This is a genomic window from Sphingobium sp. BHU LFT2, from assembly GCF_018604485.1.
GTDB lineage: Bacteria > Pseudomonadota > Alphaproteobacteria > Sphingomonadales > Sphingomonadaceae > Sphingobium > Sphingobium yanoikuyae_A.
On record NZ_JAFCGW010000001.1, the window covers coordinates 62,208 to 78,872 of the forward strand.

14 protein-coding genes, 1 pseudogene and 1 riboswitch are annotated in these 16,665 nt (G+C 66.6%); of the genes and pseudogenes, 5 read left to right on the forward strand and 10 right to left on the reverse strand.

All coding sequences use genetic code 11. The annotated features are described in order from the left end of the window. Window positions 1–37: 37 nt before the first annotated feature. From hrpB to JQK15_RS00345, 5 genes are all read left to right on the forward strand, one after another. Complete coding sequence (gene hrpB, locus JQK15_RS00325) at window positions 38–2,488, forward strand: ATP-dependent helicase HrpB (protein WP_214862868.1); 2,451 nt, start codon at window positions 38–40, stop codon at window positions 2,486–2,488. Window positions 2,489–2,544: 56 nt separating this feature from the next. Continuing rightward, the gene (locus JQK15_RS00330; protein WP_004207936.1) at window positions 2,545–2,823 is read left to right on the forward strand and encodes an ETC complex I subunit; all 279 of its coding nucleotides are present in this window, start codon (window positions 2,545–2,547) and stop codon (window positions 2,821–2,823) included. Between the two features lie 164 nt (window positions 2,824–2,987). Further along, window positions 2,988–3,233: an acyl carrier protein gene (locus tag JQK15_RS00335; RefSeq protein WP_010336300.1), complete on the forward strand. Its 246-nt coding sequence runs from the start codon at window positions 2,988–2,990 to the stop codon at window positions 3,231–3,233. A gap of 133 nt (window positions 3,234–3,366) precedes the next feature. Continuing rightward, complete coding sequence (gene spt / locus JQK15_RS00340) at window positions 3,367–4,599, forward strand: serine palmitoyltransferase (protein WP_010336299.1); 1,233 nt, start codon at window positions 3,367–3,369, stop codon at window positions 4,597–4,599. A 122-nt stretch (window positions 4,600–4,721) separates the two neighbouring features. Next, entirely contained in the window at window positions 4,722–6,713 is a 1,992-nt protein-coding gene (locus tag JQK15_RS00345) for an ATP-binding protein (RefSeq protein ID WP_004207939.1), read from the forward strand. On the opposite strand, the gene JQK15_RS00350 is transcribed toward JQK15_RS00345, so the two are convergent. From JQK15_RS00350 to JQK15_RS00395, 10 genes and pseudogenes are all read right to left on the reverse strand, one after another. Further along, window positions 6,670–7,551 (reverse strand): hypothetical protein, encoded by an 882-nt coding sequence (locus tag JQK15_RS00350; protein ID WP_214862870.1) that lies wholly within the window; start codon window positions 7,549–7,551, stop codon window positions 6,670–6,672. The genes JQK15_RS00345 and JQK15_RS00350 overlap by 44 nt on opposite strands. Before the next feature lie 76 nt (window positions 7,552–7,627). Then, window positions 7,628–7,927, reverse strand: a pseudogene (locus tag JQK15_RS00355) (DUF938 domain-containing protein); the annotation flags it as partial. Window positions 7,928–8,334: 407 nt separating this feature from the next. Next, on the reverse strand, window positions 8,335–9,051 hold the full coding sequence (locus JQK15_RS00360; RefSeq protein WP_214862872.1) for a DUF938 domain-containing protein: 717 nt from the start codon (window positions 9,049–9,051) through the stop codon (window positions 8,335–8,337). Window positions 9,052–9,124: 73 nt separating this feature from the next. Further along, on the reverse strand, window positions 9,125–10,696 hold the full coding sequence (gcvPB, locus tag JQK15_RS00365; protein WP_214862874.1) for an aminomethyl-transferring glycine dehydrogenase subunit GcvPB: 1,572 nt from the start codon (window positions 10,694–10,696) through the stop codon (window positions 9,125–9,127). Beyond that, window positions 10,693–12,051 (reverse strand): aminomethyl-transferring glycine dehydrogenase subunit GcvPA, encoded by a 1,359-nt coding sequence (gcvPA, locus tag JQK15_RS00370; RefSeq protein WP_069337091.1) that lies wholly within the window; start codon window positions 12,049–12,051, stop codon window positions 10,693–10,695. Before gcvPA ends, gcvPB begins: the two co-directional genes overlap by 4 nt. Window positions 12,052–12,182: 131 nt before the next feature. Then, window positions 12,183–12,554 carry a glycine cleavage system protein GcvH gene (gene gcvH, locus JQK15_RS00375; RefSeq protein ID WP_004207946.1) on the reverse strand — a complete coding sequence of 124 codons (372 nt, stop codon included), beginning with the start codon at window positions 12,552–12,554 and terminating at the stop codon, window positions 12,183–12,185. A 26-nt stretch (window positions 12,555–12,580) separates the two neighbouring features. Continuing rightward, window positions 12,581–13,744, reverse strand: a complete 1,164-nt coding sequence (gene gcvT / locus JQK15_RS00380) for a glycine cleavage system aminomethyltransferase GcvT (protein ID WP_214862876.1) — start codon at window positions 13,742–13,744, stop codon at window positions 12,581–12,583. 176 nt (window positions 13,745–13,920) lie between these two features. After that, window positions 13,921–14,021, reverse strand: a riboswitch (glycine riboswitch). Window positions 14,022–14,120: 99 nt separating this feature from the next. Next, a complete protein-coding gene (locus JQK15_RS00385; RefSeq protein WP_214862878.1) occupies window positions 14,121–14,405 on the reverse strand; it encodes a hypothetical protein in 285 nt (94 codons plus the stop codon). A gap of 132 nt (window positions 14,406–14,537) precedes the next feature. Next, window positions 14,538–15,215: a FadR/GntR family transcriptional regulator gene (locus JQK15_RS00390; protein WP_017501752.1), complete on the reverse strand. Its 678-nt coding sequence runs from the start codon at window positions 15,213–15,215 to the stop codon at window positions 14,538–14,540. Window positions 15,216–15,299: 84 nt separating this feature from the next. After that, the gene (locus JQK15_RS00395) at window positions 15,300–16,646 is read right to left on the reverse strand and encodes a GntT/GntP/DsdX family permease (RefSeq protein WP_004211035.1); all 1,347 of its coding nucleotides are present in this window, start codon (window positions 16,644–16,646) and stop codon (window positions 15,300–15,302) included. Window positions 16,647–16,665 lie beyond the last annotated feature (19 nt).

Here is a 16,665-nt window from a genome sequence, read left to right on the forward strand (position 1 = left end):
TGCGCTCTGCCTGGATTGGCGCGAGAGGGGGCGGATCATGACCGCCCCCGCCCTGCCGATCCATGCCGTCCTGCCCGACCTGCTCGCTGCGCTGCGCGCCGGCAGCAATGCCGTGCTGGTGGCGCCGCCGGGCGCGGGCAAGACGACGGCGGTGGCCCCCGCCCTACTCGACCAGCCCTGGTGCGAGGGGCAGGTGCTGCTACTCTCCCCCCGCCGTCTCGCCGCCCGCGCCGCGGCCGAGCGGATTGCCGAAATGCTGGGCGAACAGCCCGGCGGCACGGTCGGCTATGCGACGCGGATGGACAGCAAGGTCAGCGCGAAGACGCGGCTGCTGGTGCTGACCGAGGGCATCTTCGTCCGCCGCATCCAGGATGATCCCGAACTGGCCGGCGTGTCCGCCGTGCTGTTCGACGAAGTGCATGAGCGCAGCCTGGACAGCGATTTCGGCCTGGCGCTCGCGCTCGATGCGCAGGCGGCGCTGCGCCCGGACCTGCGCATCCTGCCAATGTCGGCCACGCTCGACGGGGCGCGCTTCTCCACATTGCTCGATGGCGCACCGGTGATCGAGAGCGAGGGCAAGATCCAGCCGCTGGAGCTGCGCCATATCGGCCGCCATGCCGAAAAGCGGATCGAGGATGAGATGGCCGCCGCCATCCGCCGCGCGCTGGAGGAGGAGGCTGAGGGCGACCTGCTCGCCTTCCTGCCCGGCGTCCGGGAAATCGAGCGCACCGCCGAACGGATCGAGGGTGGCGCGTTCGAGGTCCACATGTTGCACGGCTCGCTCGATCCGGCGGCTCAGCGCGCGGCCATCCGCCCCTCGCGCGAAGGGCGGCGCAAGGTGATCCTCGCCACCTCGATCGCCGAAACCAGCCTGACCATCGACGGCGTCCGCATCGTCGTCGACAGCGGCCTTGCCCGCCGCCCGCGTTACGACCGCGCCGCCGGCGTCACCCGCCTCGTCACAGAGCGCGCCAGCCAGGCATCGGCGACCCAGCGTGCCGGCCGCGCCGCGCGCCAGCGGCCCGGCGTCGCCTATCGCCTGTGGGAAGCGGCGGCGACCGCGGGCATGCCGCCCTTCGATCCGCCCGAAATATTGGAAAGCGACCTGTCCAGCCTGCTACTCGACTGCGCGCTGTGGGGCGTCAGCGATCCGGCCAGCCTGCGCTGGCTCGACGCGCCGCCAGCCGCCGCTATGGCCGAGGCCGCCAAGCGACTGACCGCCCTGGAGGCGCTCGACGCCGACGGCCGCATCACGGCCCATGGCAAGGCGCTCGCCACCCTGCCGCTGGCGCCGCGCATCGCCCATATGCTGGTGCGCGCCGGTGAGCGCGGCCTTGCCCGCACCGCCGCCGAGATCGCGGTCCTGCTCGGCGAACGCGGCCTGGGCGGGCAGGATACCGACCTCACCCTGCGGCTCCAGCGCTGGCGTCGCGAAGGCGGCAAGCGGGCCGAGGCCGGAAGGGGATTGGCGAAACGCTGGGCCAGGCTGGTCGATGCCCGCCCGCCCGCAGAGGGTGGACTGCACGATGTCGGCCTCTGCCTTGCCCTCGCCTTTCCCGATCGCGTCGCCAAGCGCCGCTCCGCCGATGGCGCCGACTGGGCCAGCGTGGGCGGGCGCGGCTTCCGCCTCGATCCGCTCTCGCCGCTGGCCAGCGAAACCTGGCTGGCGGTGGGCGAAGTGCAGGGCAGCGCCGCCGGCGCGCGCATATTGTCGGCTGCTCCCATCGGCGAGGCGGAGGTGATCGCTCTGTTCGGCGAGCGCATCGCCGAGCATCGCACGGTGAAGTTCCGCCCCGCCAATGGCGGGATCGAGGCGCTGCGGGAGCGGCGGCTGGGCGCGGTGCGCCTGTCCTCCGGCTCCGACGACCGCCCCGCCCCCGACGCCGTGGTCGCCGCGCTGGTCGATGGCGTGCGGCAGGGCGGCCTTGCCCTCCTCCCTTGGTCGGAAGCGGCGCAATCGCTGCGGATGCGCGCGGACTTTGCCGGGATCGAGGCACTGTCCGACGCGGCGCTGATCGACACGCTGGACGAGTGGCTGCCGCCGCTGCTGGCGGGCAAACGCCGCCTGTCCGACATCGACCGCTCGCAACTGTCGGGCATACTCGAAACGCTGATCGGCTGGGACGGCAAGCAGCAACTCGACCGGCTCGCCCCGCCCGATTTCCGATCGCCCGCTGGCTCCACCCATGCGATCGACTATGCGGCCGAGGGTGGCCCGCGCGTGGAATTGCGGGTGCAGGCGCTGTTCGGCCTGTCGCAGCATCCGACCGTCGGCAACCAGCGCATCCCGCTGGTCCTTTCGCTCACCTCGCCCGCCGGCCGGCCGATCCAGACGACGCGCGATCTGCCCGGCTTCTGGGCCGGCAACTGGCGCGACGTGGCGAAGGAAATGCGTGGTCGCTATCCCCGCCACCCCTGGCCCGACGATCCGGCGAGCGCCAATGCCACATTGCGCACCAAAAATGCGGATGCGCGCCGCAACTCTTGACTTCACGGCGACCGCTGGTGCAACGCACAATGACGATTTTACGGAGTTTCATCGCGATGACCGCGCGCATTTACCAGATCCAGAAGAACGCCCTCCAGTCCGGCAAGGCGCTGACTCACAAGTGGGTGCTGGAATATGCGCCCGCCGAAGCGAAGAAGGCCGATCCGCTGACCGGCTGGGCCGGCTCGGGCGACACCAAGCAGCAGCTGAAGCTCAGCTTCTCCTCGCAGGACGCCGCCGTCGCCTATGCCGAGCGCGAGAAGATCGCCTACACTGTCATCGCGACCCCGCCCAAGACGCTGAAAATTCAGGCCTACGCCGACAATTTCCGCTGATCCTCCCGCCCCTTCGGGGCTGGAATAGCAGAGCGCGGCGCGACACGGCGCGCCGCGAACAAGGCATTTTGCCCCAGATGCTGCCCGATTGACGCCTTATTCGCTTGCCAAAGAGCAAGCCAAGGCGGCAAAAGCCGTGCTTTCATGGAAAGATTGAAGAGATAATGACCGATCGCAGCGAGATTTTCGACAGCGTCGCAGCGCAGATCGCCCCCTTCAACAAGAAGGGCGTCGAACTGACCGAAGCCACCACCTTTGCCGGCGACCTGGAATGGGACAGCCTGACCGTGATGGATTTCGTCGCTGCCATCGAGGACGAGTTCGACATCATCATCACCATGAACATGCAGGCCGAGATCGAGACCGTGGGCCAGCTGGTCGACGCGGTCGCCAAGCTCAAGGCCGCCTGACACTTTAACTACCGTTCGGGCTGAGCGAAGTCGAAGCCCATTGCCGAGCGGAGCCGAGGCTCCATGCTTCGCCTTCGCTCAGCAGCGTCCTTCGACTTCGCTCAGGACGAACGGGTTTGGGATCATTGATATTATGACCGACGCCGCCATCGCTACCGAAACCCGCGATCTCTTCTCCAAGTTCGATCCGCTGATCAACGAGCGCGAGGCGCTGCTGGCGACGGGCGTGCGCGATCCCTATGCGATCGTCATGGACCAGGTGCTCTCGCCCACCCGCGCGATCATCAAGGGCAAGGAAACCATCCTGCTCGGCACCTATAATTATATGGGCATGACCTTCGACCCCGATGTGGTCGAAGCCGGCAAGAAGGCGCTGGATGAGTTCGGCGCCGGCACCACCGGCAGCCGCGTCCTCAACGGCACCTATCAGGGCCACAAGGAAGTCGAGGACGCGCTCAAGGAATTTTACGGCACGTCGGGCGCCATGGTCTTCTCGACCGGCTATCAGGCGAACCTGGGCATCATCTCCACCCTCGCGGGCAAGGGCGACTATGTCGTGCTCGACGCCGACAGCCACGCCTCCATCTATGACGGCTGCGCCATGGGCAATGCCGAGATCGTCCGTTTCCGCCACAACAGCGTCGAGGATCTGGACAAGCGCCTGGGCCGCCTGCCCGCCGATGCGCTGAAGCTGGTCGTGCTGGAAGGCGTCTATTCGATGCTGGGCGACGTCGCCCCGCTGCCCGAAATGGTCGCCGCCATCCGCAAGCATCCCAATTGCATGATCCTGTGCGACGAAGCCCATGGCATGGGCTTTTTCGGCCCCAACGGCCGTGGCGCCTATGAGGAACAGGGCGTCGAGGGCGAGATCGACTTCGTGGTCGGCACCTTCTCCAAGTCGGTCGGCACCGTCGGTGGCTTCTGCGTCTCGAACCATCCCAAGTTCGAAATCCTGCGCCTCGTCTGCCGTCCCTATGTCTTCACCGCATCGCTGCCGCCCAGCGTCGTCGCCACCGCCGCGACCAGCATCCGCAAGCTGATGCATGCCGGCGAGAAGCGCGCCCATCTGTGGAAGAACAGCCAGCGCCTGCACAAGGGGCTGACCGACCTTGGCTTCAAGCTGGGCAGCGCCACGCCGCAGTCGGCGATCATCGCCGTCATCCTGACCGACCAGATGCAGGCGGTGGCGATGTGGCAGACGCTGCTGGAGCTGGGCCTCTACGTCAACATGGCGCGCCCGCCGGCAACCCCGGCCGGCACCTTCCTGCTGCGCTGCTCGCTCTGCGCCGAACATAGCGACGAGCAGGTCGAACAGATCATCGCCATGTTCGAAACCGCCGGCAAGGCCACCGGCGCGATCAACTGATCGCGCTTTTCGACACTCCGACGATCGACCGGGTATTTCCTGCGATAGAATCTGCTACAGCAGCGGAACCATCTAACCTGCATATTCGCGCGGTTAACATAGTTCGGTTAGTGTAACGGTATATGGCGGAACGCGAAGTGATCGATGAACAGGACCGGGGCTGGCGCGCCGCGGCGCGGCGCTACATGCCCCTGGTCCTTGGCATATTGCTGATCGGATCGCTCGGCGCCCTGCTCTACAGCGCCAGCAGCGCCTCGCGCGATCATCAGCGCGCCCTCGCCGAACAGCAGCGCAGCTGGGAAATCATGGCGCTCGCCCGCGCCTTCGAGGCCAAGACCGCCCGCGCCGAAGTGACGCTGGCCCGCTATGTCATCAGCCTCGACCCCGACACCGGCCGCCTGTTCCAGGACCAGTGGCGCACCGCCGCCAGCCAGCTCAAGTCGCTGACCTATGCCACCCGCAAGTCCGACTGGCAGCGCGGCAATGTCCGCGCGCTCCAGGCCGCCTTCGAACAGCGCGGCAAGACGCTGAGCGAAATCGGCCTGCGCACCACCTATGACCAGAAGATGGGCGCGCTGGCGCAATTCCATCAGGCCGGGCGATCGCAGGATATCAAGCGGCTGACGGCGCTGATCGATCTGGTGATCCAGGCCGAAAATGCGCGGCTGCGCGAACGCAGCCTGGCCGTCAGCCTGGCGGGCGACCGCACCGAACTGGTCGGCAAGACGTCGCGCATGGTCGGCCTCGCTCTGCTGGTCTGCGTGCTGTTCGCGCTGTGGCTGGTCAATGCGGCCTATACCGAACGGCGCAACGCGCGCCGCATGGCGGATATGGAGGCGGAACGCGCCGACCGGCTGGAAGAGGCCGTTTCCGCCCGCACCAGCGAATTGTCGGACGCCTATGAGCAGTTGAAGCGCGAATCCGCCGAACGCGCCGCCGCCGAGGATAATCTGCGCCAGATGCAGAAGATGGACGCGGTCGGCCAGTTGACCGGCGGCATCGCCCATGACTTCAACAATATGCTGGCGGTCGTCGTTGGCGGGCTGGAACTGGCCAAGCGCAAGCTGCGGCTGAAGCCGGCCGAGGCGGGCCATCATCTCGACAATGCGATGGAGGGCGCCAATCGCGCCGCCGCGCTGACCCGCCGCCTGCTCGCCTTTGCCCGGTCCGAACCGCTGCTGCCCAATGCGGTCGATCCCGACAGCCTGCTGCGCGGCATGGCCGATCTGGTCGATCGCACGATCGGCGACCAGATCATCGTCAGCTTCGCCCACAAGGCGAGCGGCTGGCGCATCTTCGTCGACCAGCATCAGATGGAAAATGCCCTCCTCAACCTGTGCGTCAACGCCCGCGACGCGATGGAGGGCCGGGGCAAGCTGACCATCTCGACCGGCCAGGCCCAGCTTGCCGCCAATCAGATCGGCGAATGCCCGGCCGGCGACTATGTCACCGTCAGCGTCACCGACAATGGCTGTGGCATGACGGCCGAGGTCGCCGCCCGCGTTTTCGAGCCCTTCTTCACCACCAAGCCGGTCGGCAAGGGCACCGGCCTTGGCCTCAGCCAGATTTTCGGCTTCGTGCGCCAGAGCCAGGGCGAAATCCGCATCGAATCCGAACTGGGCACCGGCACCAGCGTCCATATCTACCTGCCGCGCCGTATCCTGACCGAGCAGGAGGCCGCCGCAGAGGCCCCGGCGAGCGAGCAGTTACACACGCTCCATCCCCCGACCCGCATCCTGGTGGTGGAGGATGATCCGCGCGTGCTGAACCAGACGATGGCGGCGCTGGCCGAACTCGGTCACCTGCCGATCGCCTGCGACCATCCCAGCAAGGCGGCCAAGCTGCTCAGCAACAATGCCGATATTGGCCTCATCATGAGCGACGTGCTGATGCCCGACATGACCGGGCCGGAAATGATCCGCACCCTGCCCGCCCATATGCGCCATCTGCCGGTGCTGTTCGTCACCGGCTTCACCGGCGATGCGACCGACAGCGACGATTTCCGGGGGCATGAAGTGCTGCGCAAGCCCTACACGCTCAATGCCCTGGGCCTTGCACTGTCGAACGCGCTCAGCGGATCGAACCACCCAGGAACAGCCGCGGCAGCAGAGTGACCGCGCCCAGCAGTGGCCAGCGCCGCTGCCAGGGCTTGATCTCGATTGCGGTGCCGGCATGGCGGTTGATCTTCCACGCCAGATAATCGATCCCGCCGGCATAGGTGAAGCTCGCCTTGGCGAGGCGCACCACCGACAGATATTTGCCGCGCCGCTGCAGCCCGCGCCAGACCTTGTCCGCATGGTCGGGTGACGGCGGTAGCCCCTCGGCCAGCGCCGCCGCGCCGAAACGGCGATAGCGATCGGGATCGGCATCGACGATCGAGAGCGAGCGCCCCGTCTTCTCCGCCCGCAATTCGGCGTTATAGGTGAGGGTAAAGCCGGCCTTCCACAGCAGGATCGGGTCATCGCCCTGCCCATCCGCCATCGGCCGGGCGAGCGACAACAGGGTCGGCGCGGCCTGTGCCACCGCCGCCAGCGCGCGCTGGCGCGCCAGATCATCCGCCGACCACAGCAGCCGGGACGGTTGGGCAAAGCGCGCCCAGACCGAGACATTGTCCGCATTAATGCTGTTCAGCCGGGCAAAGTCCGCCTCCGACAGCACGGCATATTTGGCGATCAGGCCGCCATGTTCGAACGGAAAGACATTGGGCGGGATCGCCCGGTTGGCGCGCGCCAGCCAGCCCTTGCCATAGGCCGCCTCATAATCGGAGACGATCAGGTAGAAATCGAGCATCAGCCCGTCGAGATTGGCCTCGCGCAGGCAGGAGCCGTAGAAGAGCACCGCCCGCGCCGCGCCGGGATATTTCGCCGCCAGCGCCCCGGCCATGGCGGCCGCGCGCGGATCGGCCGGCGCGCTGAGTTCGGCGGTCACGAGCGAGAATAGGCTGTTGGTCATCGCCAAGCGCTTTAGAGCCTGATTCCGCCGGGTGGAAGCATCTTGCGCGGATCATGCGCGCACGACCATCAGCGCCCTATCCCCGACGATAGACCAGCATCAGATTATTGGCCGGCATCGCCACCCGCCGGGTGCGTTCCAACCCGACATCGGCCGCCGCACGGTCGACATCGGTCAAGGTCCGCAGGCCCCATTGCGGGTTGCGATCCTTCAGCGACAGGTCGAACGCCAGATTGGAGGAGGCGGTCGGCACATCATCCTCGACATAGGGGCCATAGAGGATCAGCGGCGCGCCCGGCGCCAGCAATTGCGCGCCACGCGCCAGCAGCCCCAGCGTAGCGCCCCAGGGGCTGATATGCACCATGTTCATGGTTAACCACTACGCCACGGTCACTCTGAGTGGAGCAGCACTTTTGGGTGAGAAGCGGACCGGCGGCTTCCACCCTGTTTCAAGCCAATACCTGACAGAGAAATCTACGAAGGGCGGCTTGGGCTATTGGGGGGGATGCCCGGCGTCGCCAAAGCCCCCAGCACAGCCAACCTAAATTAAACAAGCAGAGCAGCCCTCCGCCCAAATTCATCCAATCGCGCTTAACCCCCTGCAACGGGCTAAAATGGAGACCCGCCCAAAGCAAGGCAGCAAAAGCCAAGCCGTTGAACCACAAAAATAGAGAGTTACGCAGGTCTTCGCTCATCGGATGGCCAATACTTTCGCTCGACGGCATATGTGTCTGCTTCTGGGGAGCGCTGCAAGCAGTATAAACGGCAAGAAATGGTCGGTTTTCAGATATCTTGGTCGTGATGGTAGATCAGCATCAGATTGTTAGCTGGCATTTCAACCCGCCGGACCCGTTTGAATCCAAACTCAACAGCGACCTTATCTATGTCAGACACGTTACGAATGCCACACTTCGGGTTACGCTCCATCAATGAGCGATCAAAGGCCAAATTCGACGGCGCAATTTCGACACCATCTTCCAGATACGGGCCATAAAGGATCAGCGGTGCCGCAGATGGCAGCAGCCTCTCGCATCCCCTGAATAGTCCTACTGTTGCTGCCCATTCGCTTATATGGATCATGTTGATACATAAACAGGCAACATAACCTACTGATTTTTCTTCCCCACAACTGTTAGACTGCATGTTGATGCACAGGAGCGCGTCGGCCGTATCGATCGGCCAGTCGGCGCCCGCCGCGTCGATCAGCAGCGGCGTGCGCAGATTGGGCAGATTGGCGTCGCCGCGCAGCGCCGCGATCGAGGCCAGCGCGGCGGGATCGGGATCACTGGGCTGCCAATCGAGCGCGGGGAAAGTGACAGCGAAGTGGACGACATGTTCGCCGCTGCCGCTCGCCACTTCCAGCACCAGCCCGGCATCGGGCAGTTCGTCCCGCAGGACAGCCGCGATCGCATCGCGGTTGCGCAGCGTCGCGGGGGCATGGCGGCGCGGATCGGGGCCGTCGCCCTGCGGCGTCCAGGGTGCGGGGGCGTCCTGTGTCATGGACAAATCCTTGTCTGTGGCCGGCCGATGCAAAAAGGGCGGTGGAGATCCTCCACCGCCCTTTGCTTTCGGCTTATTCGGCGGCGACCGCCAGATCCGGTTCGGACCAGGTCAGCACCGGCTTGCGCGCGGCCAGCGTCTCGTCGAGGCGACGGCGCGGGGCGTGATAGGGCGCGCCCTTCAGCGCCTCGTCACCCGCCTTGGCCCGTTCCGCCAGGCTCCGCAGGGCCATGATGAACTGATCCAGCGCGGCCTTGCTTTCCGTTTCGGTCGGTTCGACCAGCATCGCGCCATGGACGACCAGCGGGAAATACATGGTCATCGGGTGGAAGCCTTCGTCGATCAGGCCCTTGGCGATGTCGAGCGTGGTGAAGCCTTCGGCCAGCCCCTTGTCGCTGAACAGCGCCTCATGCATGCACGGACCAGCGCCGCCGAAGGGCGCGTCGAGCACATCATCCAGGCTGCGCAGGATGTAGTTGGCGTTCAGCACCGCATCGCTCGCGACCTGGCGCAGGCCATCGGCGCCGTGGCTGAGGATATAGGTCAGCGCGCGGGTGAACATGCCCATCTGGCCATGGAAGGCGACCATGCGGCCAAAGGTCTGGGCGTGGTGATCCTCCGCCGTTTCCTCTTCGACCAGCACGAACTTGTCGCCCTGCTTTTCCACGAAGGGGAGCGGCGCGAAGGGCGTGAGCGCTTCCGACAGCACCACCGGGCCGGAACCGGGACCACCGCCGCCATGGGGGGTGGAGAAGGTCTTGTGCAGGTTGATGTGCATCGCGTCGACGCCCAGGTCGCCGGGGCGGACCCGGCCGACGATGGCGTTGAAGTTCGCGCCGTCGCAATAGACGAAAGCCCCGGCGGCATGGACCGCGTCAGAGATGGTCTTCATGTCGCGCTCGAACAGGCCGCAGGTGTTGGGGTTGGTGATCATCACCGCCGCAACGTCCGGTCCCAGACGGGCCTTCAAGGCTTCCAGATCGACGCGGCCATCCGGGGTCGCGGGAATATCCTCGACCTTGTAGCCGCAGAAGGCGGCGGTGGCCGGATTGGTGCCATGGGCGCTTTCGGGCACCAGGATGACGCTGCGGGCGTCGCCACGGGCTTCGAGCGCGGCGCGGATCGCCAGCAGGCCGCACAGTTCGCCATGGGCGCCCGCCTTGGGCGACATGGCGACCGAGTGCATGCCGGTCAGCGTCACCAGCCAGGCGGCCAGCTCATGGATGACGGCCAGCGCGCCCTGCACCGTCGACTGCGGCTGCAGCGGATGGATGTCGGCGAAACCAGGCATCCGCGCGACCTTTTCGTTGAGGCGCGGGTTGTGCTTCATGGTGCAGCTGCCGAGCGGGAACAGGCCAAGATCGATGGCGTAGTTCTGGCGCGACAGGCGGGTGTAATGGCGCACCGTTTCCTGTTCCGACAGGCCGGGTAGGCCGATGCTGTCGGTGCGGGCGAGCGAACCGAGGCGGCTGGCCACCTTGGGCGCCGGCGCGAAATCGACGCCGGTGGTGTCGGTCGAGCCGATCTCGAAGATCAGCTTTTCTTCCAGCATCAGCGCGCGGTTGCCGGTGGCGGTTTCCGGGGCCATATGCTCCTGCGCGACGGCCTGCGGGGTGGTCGGGCGACCTTCCTTCAACATGGTCATGCCAGTTCCTCCTCAAGCGCTGCGGCAAGGGTTTCGATATCCTCCGGCGTGACGGTTTCCGTCACGGCGACGACCAGGCCGTTGCCGATCTCCGGCGCGTCCGGGAACAGGCGGCCAAGCGAAACGCCCGCCAGCACGCCCTTGTCGGCGAGGTTGCGGACGACGTCGCGCGCATCCTTGGTCAGGACCAGCGTGAATTCGTTGAAGAAGCCGTCGTTGAGCAGAGTCACGCCCGGCACCTTGGCGAGGCGATCGGCAGCCTGCACGGCCAGGCCGTGGTTCAGGGTCGCCAGCTCGCGCAGGCCCTTCTCGCCCAGCAGGGTCATGTGGATGCTGAACGCCAGCGCGCACAGGCCCGAGTTGGTGCAGATGTTCGACGTCGCCTTTTCGCGGCGGATATGCTGCTCGCGGGTCGAAAGCGTCAGCACGAAGCCGCGCTTGCCGGCCGCATCGACCGTCTCGCCGCACAGGCGGCCCGGCATCTGGCGGACATATTTCTGCTTGCAGCCGAACAGGCCCAGATAGGGACCGCCAAATTGCAGGCCGACGCCGATCGACTGGCCTTCGCCCACGACGATGTCCGCGCCCATATGGCCGGGCGCCTTGATCGCGCCCAGCGCGACCGGCTCGGTGACGACCGCGACCAGCAGCGCGCCGGCTGCGTGCGCGGCATCGGCCAGCGGGGTCAGGTCGGCGATGCGGCCGAGAATGTCGGGATATTGCACGACGACGCAGGACGTGTCCTTGTCGATCGATGCGATCAGCGCGTCGATATCGGTCGCGGCGTCCAGCGTCGGCGCCTGATGCACCAGCGCGTCGCCGGTGAATTTCGCCATGGTGTTGGCGACCGAGACATAATGGGGGTGCAGGCCGGACGACAGCAAAGCCTTGCCGCGCTTGGTGATGCGGCGGGCCATGCCGATCGCTTCCCAGCAGGCGGTCGAGCCGTCATACATGGAGGCGTTGGCTACATCGACGCCCAGCAGGCGGGCGACCTGGGTCTGGAACTCGAACAGCACCTGCAGCGTGCCCTGCGCGATTTCCGGCTGATAGGGCGTGTAGGCGGTCAGGAACTCGCCGCGCTGGATCAGATGATCGACGCTGGCGGGGACATGATGCTTGTAGGCGCCGGCGCCCAGGAAGAAGGGCGCTTCCCCTGCCGACAGATTCTTGCGAGCGAGTGCGCCCATGTGGCGCTCGACCGCCAGTTCGCTGGCATGATCGGGCAGGCCGGCGATGGTGCCGCTCAGGCGGGCTTCGGCGGGGACGTCGATGAACAGGTCGTCGATCGTCTCGGCGCCGATGACGGACAGCATTTCCTGCCGGTCGGTGTCGGTAAGGGGTAGGTAGCGCATTCGGTTTTCTCCCCCCTCTCCCACGAGCCTCCCCTCCCGCATGCGGGAGGGGCCGGGGGAGGGTCTGTGAAGGAGATGGCGCTACACGCCCTCCCCTAACCCCTCCCGCATGCGGGAGGGGAACTCCTAGATTAAAGCGAGGCCACGAACTTCTTGTAGGCGGCTTCGTTCATCAGGCCTTCCAGCTCGCTCGCATCAGCAATGCGCAGCTTGAAGAACCAGCCATCTTCCTCGGCATCGCTGTTGACCAGCGCCGGCTCGTCTTCCAGCGCGCCATTGGCTTCGACGACTTCGCCCGAGATCGGGGCATAGACGTCGGACGCGGCCTTGACCGATTCCACGACGGCGGCGTCATCGCCCTTTTCGAAGGTCGTGCCTTCGGCGGGCAGTTCTACGAACACGATGTCGCCCAGCTGCTCCTGCGCATAATCGGTGATGCCGACGGTGGCGATGTCGCCTGCAACGTCGATCCATTCATGTTCGTCGGTGAAATAGCGGCTCATGCTTGCTCTCCTCGAAAAGCGGTAATTCAGGCCTTGCGGCGATAACGATGCGGAACGAACGGCATCGGCGCAACCGCCGCTGCAATCCGCTTGCCGCGCACCTCGATCTCCAGCGCGGTGTCGAGCGCGGAATAAGGCAGGCTGACCCAGCCCATGGCGATCGGCGCGCCCACGCTCGGCGCGAAGCCGCCCGAGGTGACTTCGCCCACCAGCACGTCGCCGGCATAGATTTGCGCGCCTTCGCGGGCCGGCAGGCGGCCTTCGATCTTCAGGCCAACGCGCTTGGAACCGGGGCCATCGGCCAGTTCCTTCATCACGCGGGCATGGCCGATGAAGCCACCTTCCTCGCGGCGGCGCTTCTGGATGGCAAAGCCCAGGTCCGCACCGATCGTGCTGACGGCGGGCGACAGGTCATGGCCATAGAGCGGCAGGCCGGCTTCCAGGCGCAGCGAGTCACGCGCGCCAAGGCCGATCGGCTTGACCTGCGGCAGGTCGCACAGGGCATCGGCCAGCAGCGCGACGGAATCGCCCGGCACGCTGATTTCAAAGCCATCCTCGCCGGTATAGCCCGAACGGCTGATCCACAGCGGCACGCCGCGCCAGGTGAAGGGGCCGGACTGCATGAAGATGAGGTCGGCGGTTTCGGGGATGAGCGCGGCCATAGCCTCGCCCGCTTCGGGGCCCTGCAGCGCCAGCAGCGCCTGATCGGCCATATGGTTCATGGTGACGTCATCGGGCAGATGCTCGATCATCCAGCCGATATCGTCATATTTGGTCGCGCCATTGACGACCATGTAGATCGCCGCGCCTTCGAATGCACCGTCGCCGGGACGCGAGACCATCAGGTCGTCGAGGATGCCGCCTTCCGCGTCCAGCAGCATCGAATAGCGCTGACGGAAGGGCTTCAGCCCCTTGATGTCGCTGGGCAGCAGGGTTTCGAGCGCGGCATCGACGCTGGCGCCGCCGGTCTCGTCGGAAAAAGTCAGCTGGCCCATATGGCTGACGTCGAACAGCCCGGCATGTTCGCGGGTCCAGCTATGCTCGGCCATGATGCCTTCATACTGGATCGGCATATGATAGCCGGCGAAGCCGACCATGCGCGCGCCCTTGGCACGGTGCCAGGCGTCCAGCGGCAGGGCTTCGAGGGGCAGTTCCGCTTCGAGGGCGGCGACGTCGTCAGTGGCGGTCATGGCAAGACCTTTCCGTAGGAGGGATGCGGCGACAGGCCAGCGCGGCCGACGAATCGGCGCTTCCAGCATGCCACCCCCTCTGTCACGGAACCTGAGAGCTTTGACCAGCGGCCTGGGACCGGCTGGCTTACCCCTTCGGTGGGACGGCACGGGGCCGTCCGCTTTCCAGAGTATCTACGCGCGATGCGGTCCTTTGGCCTGAGAGATTCCGGGGCGGTTGCTCCTTCGGCGACGGGCTCAAGCCTGAAAGGCGCCCATGCTCTCCCGCATCGTGCCCGCTGCCGAATCCTCGGCACCGGAGACGCCCCACGCATTTGCCCAAAGCGCGGGCGGCGTCAATCGGGCAAATGTCGCAGGGACGCAGGTTATGGCCGGATCAGCCTTCCTCGCGCGCCAGCCGCTGCGCCATCGCCAACGCCGCCGCCCGACATTCGGAGAGCGCCGCATCGGCCGCTTCGTCCGAAAGGGTCAACTCGGCAAAGCCGCCTTCCCCGTCGAACATCTCCAGGAAGCGGGTGACGCCGGCATAGTTGGAATCCGCGACGGCGCGCTGGATGAGGTCGATCCGATCCGCCCAGGGCCGCGCGCCCTGCGCCCGCAACAGGCGGGAAAGATCGTCAAGCTGGGCGGCAAAGGCCGCAATCTGGGGATGCAGTGTCATGGGCAGAGAGATAAAGCCCGCGCGACGACCGGACCAGCCGGCGGAACGCCAACGCAGCGTTTCCGTTGGGGGAGTTTGGGTGGAGCTTGCTCCCTTCCTGTCCCGTCATGGTGCGCCGCTATCCGCCTGCCCTCACGGCATCAGCCGTCGCCGCCCTTCCCACAAATGCCAGCGCATCGCGAGGGCCGCGCCTTCGGCGTCCTGCGCGCGGATGGCGGCGACGATCTGTTCATGTTCGCGCAACATGGTCGCGATCACTTCGGGCGGGCGCGATCGGCTGATGTCGACGCCGGCGCGCATCACCTTGTCGACATCGGCATGGAGCGCGTCGAAGGCGATCAGGAAGGCCGGGTTGCCGGTCGCCTCGGCAATGCGGCGGTGCAGTTCCATATCCTCGGCATGGGCGGGCTCGCTCGACAGCAGGGCGGTGCGCAGCATCTCCATCCCTTCCTCGACATGCGCCATTTCGATCGGGCTGCGGCGGGTGGCGGCGAGGCGCGCGGCCTCCGCCTCCAGCACGAAGCGCACCTCATAGCTGCCGAGCGTTGCGGGCAGTTCGGTTGCCGGCATGAAGGCGGCGAGCCGCTGCGACGGGCGGCTTTTCACGAAGGAGCCGGCACCCCGCCGCGCCTCGGTAATGCCGTCCGAGGCGAGGCGGACCAGCGCCTCGCGCACGATCGCGCGGGAGACGCCGAACCGCTCCGCCAGCGCCGCCTCCGACGGCAGGCGGTCCCCGACCGCCAGATCCTGGTCGTTGATGATCTCGACGATGCCGGCATAGGCATGGTCGGACAATCGGGCCTGGTTCATCGGCGCACCTGTGGATCGCTGGGCAACATCCTGTGCCTCCTAGTCATGAGAGGCTGCCGACGACAAGCGTCAGCAGCGCCCTGGTCAGAAGATGCTGCTGGCGACGAGCACCAGGAGCAGGCCGACCACCGCGACCACGGTTTCCATGATCGACCAGGTCTTGAACGTGCCCGGCATGTCGGTGCCGAGATAGGATTTGACCAGCCAGAAGCCGGGATCATTGACGTGGGAGAAGAAGAGCGAGCCCGCGCCGATCGCCAGCACCATCCATTCCGGCTCCACGCCCGATGCGGCGACGAGGCCCTGCATCACGCCGGCGGTGGTGATGGTGGCTACGGTGGCCGAGCCGGTGGCCAGGCGGATGCAGACCGACACGCCCCAGGCGAGCAGGATCGGCGAGATCGCGCCGCCAGCGGCAAAACGGACCAGCAGGTCGGAGAGGCCAGCCGTCACCAGCACCTGCTTGAGCGCGCCGCCCGCGCCGATCGCCAGAATAATGCCGCCGGCCGGGACCATCGCTTCGGACCAGATCGCGTTCTGGATCTTCGCGTCGGTAATGCGGCGGCCGAACAGCAAAGGCAGCGCCACCAGCACCGCGATCAGCAGCGCGACGACCGGATCGCTGACCCAGCCGAGCCAGTGGAAATGCGGCGCGACAGACGCCGGCAGCAGCGCCACCGCCTGTCCCGCAGCGATCAGCACCACCGGCAGCAGCACGGCGGCGAGCGCGCGACCGACCGAGGGGGTAGCGACATCGACCTTGACCGGATCGAGCAGCGGCGGGTTCAATTTCACGCCGGGGGCGGTGAAGCGCGCGAGCACGGGGCCGGCGATGATCGCGGTCGGGATGCCGACGATCAGGCCATAGAGAAGGGTGAGGCCGAGATTGGCGCCGAGCGCATTGACCGCGAGCAGTGGGCCGGGATGCGGCGGCACCAGCGCATGGACCACCGACAGGCCCGACAGTGCGGGCAGCATCAGCTTGAGCTTGGCGGTATCGCCATTCTGCCCGGCCGGCAGCGCGGCGGCGGCCGACGCGACGATCGGCAGCAGCAGGACGAGGCCAGTCTCAAAGAAGAGCGGCAGGCCGATGACGATGGCGGTGAACAGGCTGGCCCAAGGCGCGCCCTTCACGCCGGAGATGCGCAGCGCCGAGCGGGCAAGGCCGCCGGCGCCGTCCGACAATTGCAGCATCGCGCCGAGGCCCAGGCCCAGCGCCACGACCAGGCCGGTGCCGCCCAATATGGTGCCCGCGCCCTTTTCGACCGCCTTGGCGGTTTCCTCCATCGGCAGGCCGGCGATCAGGCCGACGGTGAAGGCGCCGCACAGCAGGCCGACAAAGGGATGGAGCCGGCCGCGGATGATGAGCGCGATGGAAAGGGCGATGCCGATGACGGCGGCGATCAGCAGGCGATAGTCGGCGGGGGTCATCGGCCAATGCCTCCCTGTA

Bases quoted from the DNA above. Each gene is read 5' to 3' on its own strand.
- hrpB (WP_214862868.1), top strand. From the start codon at position 38: ATGACCGCCCCCGCCCTGCCGATCCATGCCGTCCTGCCCGACCTGCTC.
- JQK15_RS00330 (WP_004207936.1), top strand. From the start codon at position 2,545: ATGACCGCGCGCATTTACCAGATCCAGAAGAACGCCCTCCAGTCCGGC.
- JQK15_RS00335 (WP_010336300.1), top strand. From the start codon at position 2,988: ATGACCGATCGCAGCGAGATTTTCGACAGCGTCGCAGCGCAGATCGCC.
- spt (WP_010336299.1), top strand. From the start codon at position 3,367: ATGACCGACGCCGCCATCGCTACCGAAACCCGCGATCTCTTCTCCAAG.
- JQK15_RS00345 (WP_004207939.1), top strand. From the start codon at position 4,722: ATGGCGGAACGCGAAGTGATCGATGAACAGGACCGGGGCTGGCGCGCC.
- JQK15_RS00350 (WP_214862870.1), bottom strand. From the start codon at position 7,551: ATGACCAACAGCCTATTCTCGCTCGTGACCGCCGAACTCAGCGCGCCG.
- JQK15_RS00360 (WP_214862872.1), bottom strand. From the start codon at position 9,051: ATGACACAGGACGCCCCCGCACCCTGGACGCCGCAGGGCGACGGCCCC.
- gcvPB (WP_214862874.1), bottom strand. From the start codon at position 10,696: ATGACCATGTTGAAGGAAGGTCGCCCGACCACCCCGCAGGCCGTCGCG.
- gcvPA (WP_069337091.1), bottom strand. From the start codon at position 12,051: ATGCGCTACCTACCCCTTACCGACACCGACCGGCAGGAAATGCTGTCC.
- gcvH (WP_004207946.1), bottom strand. From the start codon at position 12,554: ATGAGCCGCTATTTCACCGACGAACATGAATGGATCGACGTTGCAGGC.
- gcvT (WP_214862876.1), bottom strand. From the start codon at position 13,744: ATGACCGCCACTGACGACGTCGCCGCCCTCGAAGCGGAACTGCCCCTC.
- JQK15_RS00385 (WP_214862878.1), bottom strand. From the start codon at position 14,405: ATGACACTGCATCCCCAGATTGCGGCCTTTGCCGCCCAGCTTGACGAT.
- JQK15_RS00390 (WP_017501752.1), bottom strand. From the start codon at position 15,215: ATGAACCAGGCCCGATTGTCCGACCATGCCTATGCCGGCATCGTCGAG.
- JQK15_RS00395 (WP_004211035.1), bottom strand. From the start codon at position 16,646: ATGACCCCCGCCGACTATCGCCTGCTGATCGCCGCCGTCATCGGCATC.